Origin of the sequence: Streptomyces alkaliphilus (assembly GCF_014141535.1) — a bacterium.
GTDB lineage: Bacteria > Actinomycetota > Actinomycetes > Streptomycetales > Streptomycetaceae > Streptomyces > Streptomyces alkaliphilus.
This window is the reverse complement of record NZ_VKHT01000609.1, coordinates 1-3,212: the sequence shown is the minus strand read 5'-3', so window position 1 is coordinate 3,212 and position 3,212 is coordinate 1. Positions and strand designations below refer to the sequence as shown.

Genomic DNA, 3,212 nt, shown 5'->3' with positions numbered 1-3,212 from the left:
GTGAGGTCGTGGCGGGGGCGGCCGGCGGGCAGGCCCGGGGCGGAGGCGGGCGCGAACCAGACGGCCGGCTGGTCGGGTTCGGCCTCGGCGAGCTCCGCGATGTTGCCCGCGACGTCCGGGCCCCTGGTGTGGGCACCGATCACGGCCCGGGGGGTGGCCCCGCGGGCCTGGGCGGCCTCGGCGCGCTCCAGCACCAACGCCGCGCCGCCGTCCACTACGGCGCCGCCGACGAGGTCGCGCACGATCTCGTTGTCCGGCTCCACGCCGACCACGACCGCCCGGTCGGCGCGGTCCGCGCGGAGCAGCGAGACCCCCCAGCGCACGGCGTCCAGGCCGGAGGCGGGTCCGTTGCACAGCGTCAGGTTCGGGCCCCTCAGCCCGAACCTGATGGCGATCTCGGAGGCGATGATGTTGCTGGAGGCGTTGGGGGTGTCCATCGGGCTCACCCCGTGGGTGCCCTCCTCGGCGATCGTCCTGGTCACTCGGCACACGGTGTCCACGTTGCCGAGGTTGGAGCTGACCAGGACCGCCGTGCGGGGGTCGTCGACGGTCGTGACGCCCTCGCGGAGCAGTCCGGCGTCGGTCAACACGCGCTGGGCGGCGCACAACCCGAGTTGGGTGGCGCGGTCCTTGTAGCGCAGGCCCTTCCGGCCCAGGAGGGCCGCCGGGTCGACGGTGCCCTCCGGGCCCCGGGCCGTCGCCAGCGCGGCGACGGAGTCGACTCCCGGCATGGCGACGCCGACGCCGGTCACGATCACGGTCATCATGTTCCCTCGACAATCGCCACGGCGTTGATCCCGCCGAATCCGAATCCGTGCACCTGCGCCAGCGAGACCTCGTGCTTGGTCTCCCGGCCGCGCACCAGTCGGACGCCGGCGGCCTCCTCGATCGGGTCGTCCAGGTTGACCAGCGGCGGCACCCGGTCGGTGGCCATCGTCTGCAGGGTGACCACGAGCCCCAGCAGGCCGGCCGAGCCACTGGTGTGGCCGGTCATCGGTTTGATGCCGGTCACCACCGGACCGCCCGCGGCGTCGCCGAAGACCTCGCGGTAGGCGGTGATCTCGACGAGGTCGTTGAGCGGCGTCCCGGTGCCGTGCAGCATCACCATGTCGATGTCCTCGGGCCGGGTGCCCGCGTGCCGGTGGGCCTGCCGCATCGCCTCGGCGACCTGCTCCCGGTCCGGCGCGGTGGGGTGCTTGGCGTCGCAGGTCATCCCGATCCCGCGCAGCCGACCCCGGGCCCGCTCGCCCCGCCGGAGGTCCTCGCCGCGCAGGACCACCGCGGCGGCCCCGTCGCCGAGGATGGTGCCCCTGCGGTTGGCGTCCAGGGTGCGCAGGGAGGTCGGCGGGTTCGGTTGGACGCGGTCCGCCAGACCGTGCATGCTCTCGGTGATCGCGTCGACGCCGGCGACGATGACGGTGTCCGCCTCGCCCAGCGCCAGCAGGTCCGCGCCGAGCGCGAGCGTGTACAGCGACGCGGAGCAGGCGTTGGAGACGGTGAGGGTGTCGGCCGTGCCGAACCGCTCCCGCAGGGCGGTGCCGAAGTGCAGCCGGTTGACGTCGAACGGCGCGCCGTCGCGCCACCGGAGTTCGGCCGAGCGGAGTTCGCGCAACCCGGTGCCCACGAGCACCGGGATGCCGGACAGGTCCTCGCCGAGTCCGGCGTCCGCGGCGGCCTGGCCGACGGCGTCCAGCAGGAATCCGGTGGCCCGCAGCGGGCGGTCCACCCCCGGCGCCGACCGGTCGTCGATCTCGAACAGCTGCCTGCCGTTGTACAGTCCGTGGTCGAATCCGCGCATCGGGCCGAGTCCGCCGCGGCCCGCGCAGAGGCTGCCGAAGACCTCCTCGACGTCGCGGCCGACGCTCGCCACGGCACCCAGGCCGGTGATGGACGGTCTCACCGCTCACCGTCCAGGTACTTGCCCAGGACCACGATCGCGTTGTTGCCGCCGAAGGCGAGACCGTTGTTCTGCACGACCCGCAGGTCCGCCTCGACGGACCGGTTGGGCACGCAGTCGATCTCGCACTCGGGGTCGGTCTCGCGGTGGTTGATGGTGGGCGGTATGAATCCGTGGTGGATCGACAGGGCGCAGGCTATGGCGGCCAGCGCGCTGGCGGCCCCCATGGTGTGGCCGAGCATCGACTTGAGCGAGACGGTCCGGGGCGGGGCGTCGCCGAACACGTCGTGGATCGCCCGTGACTCGGTCACGTCGTTGGCCTTGGTCCCGGTGCCGTGCGCGGAGATGAGGTCGACCTCCTCCGCCTTGACACCGGCGTTCTCCAGGGCGATCTCCATGCACCGGGCGACGCTGTCCTGGTTCGGCGCGACCTGGTGGTAGGCGTCGCAGTTCATGCCGTAGCCGAGCACCTCGGCGTAGACGCGGGCGCCGCGCGCCCGCGCGGAGGCCAGGCTCTCCAGCATCAGCACCCCGGCGCCCTCGCCGGTGAGGATGCCCTTGCGGTCGACGTCGAAGGGACGGCACACGTCCGGGGCGATCGTGCCCAGCCGGTAGAAGCCGGTGAAGGTCTTGCGGCACATCGCGTCCGCGCCGCCGCAGAGCGCGTAGTCCACCTCCCCGGAGCGGATCGCGTCGAAGCCCTGGCCGATCGCGTAGTTGCCGGCCGAGCAGGCGGTGGCGATGGTCACCGCCTCGACGTTGGACAGCCCCAGCTCCTGCGCGGCGGCGATGGACAGCCGGTTGGGGTGGACGCGCCGGGCCACGGTGGGGTCCATGGCGGCGGGTCCGGAACCGACCTCGGTCTCCACCAGCTGGTCGAGGTCGTAGGACTCCCCGTCGGTGGTGCCGATGGAGATCATGCCGCGTCGGGCGCGCAGGACCTCCGGGTCGACGCCGGCGGCCTCGACGGCCATCCGGGCCGCCGCGACGGAGAACTTCGTGGCGCGGCCCAGCGTGTCGACGGGCAGGTTGTGGATCCAGCGCTCCGGCTCGGCCCCGGTGATCTCGCAGCCGTTGGCGTGCGCGAATCCCTCGGTGTCGAACACCGTGATCGGCTTCGCGCCGCTGCGGCCCGCCCGCAGCCCCTCGGCGAACTCATCGGCTCCCACACCGATGCCGGAGAACACGCCGAAACCGGTCAGCACGACCCGGGACGCCGCGTCGTCACGCGCCGCGTCAATAACGTTCACAGACATCAATCTCCCTCGGTACGGCCTGAGCTCCTTGGATGGGGACGGGGAAGGGGGCACCGCGG

The 3,212-nt window shown here is 72.9% G+C and carries 3 protein-coding genes; all 3 read right to left on the bottom strand.

Features of this window, described 5'->3' with window-relative positions:
- A partial coding sequence (locus FNQ90_RS17395; RefSeq protein ID WP_228471336.1) for a beta-ketoacyl synthase N-terminal-like domain-containing protein occupies positions 1–767 on the bottom strand: 767 nt, incomplete at its 3' end.
- Positions 764–1,900, bottom strand: a complete 1,137-nt coding sequence (locus FNQ90_RS17390) for a beta-ketoacyl-[acyl-carrier-protein] synthase family protein (RefSeq protein ID WP_182607226.1) — start codon at positions 1,898–1,900, stop codon at positions 764–766. The genes FNQ90_RS17390 and FNQ90_RS17395, both read right to left, overlap by 4 nt.
- On the bottom strand, positions 1,897–3,153 hold the full coding sequence (locus tag FNQ90_RS17385) for a beta-ketoacyl-[acyl-carrier-protein] synthase family protein (RefSeq protein ID WP_143617380.1): 1,257 nt from the start codon (positions 3,151–3,153) through the stop codon (positions 1,897–1,899). The genes FNQ90_RS17390 and FNQ90_RS17385 overlap by 4 nt, the downstream gene beginning before the upstream one ends.
- Positions 3,154–3,212 lie beyond the last annotated feature (59 nt).

What these genes read in the sequence shown, in the direction of transcription:
- FNQ90_RS17385 (WP_143617380.1), bottom strand. Translation starts at nt 3,153, where the DNA reads ATGTCTGTGAACGTTATTGACGCGGCGCGTGACGACGCGGCGTCCCGG.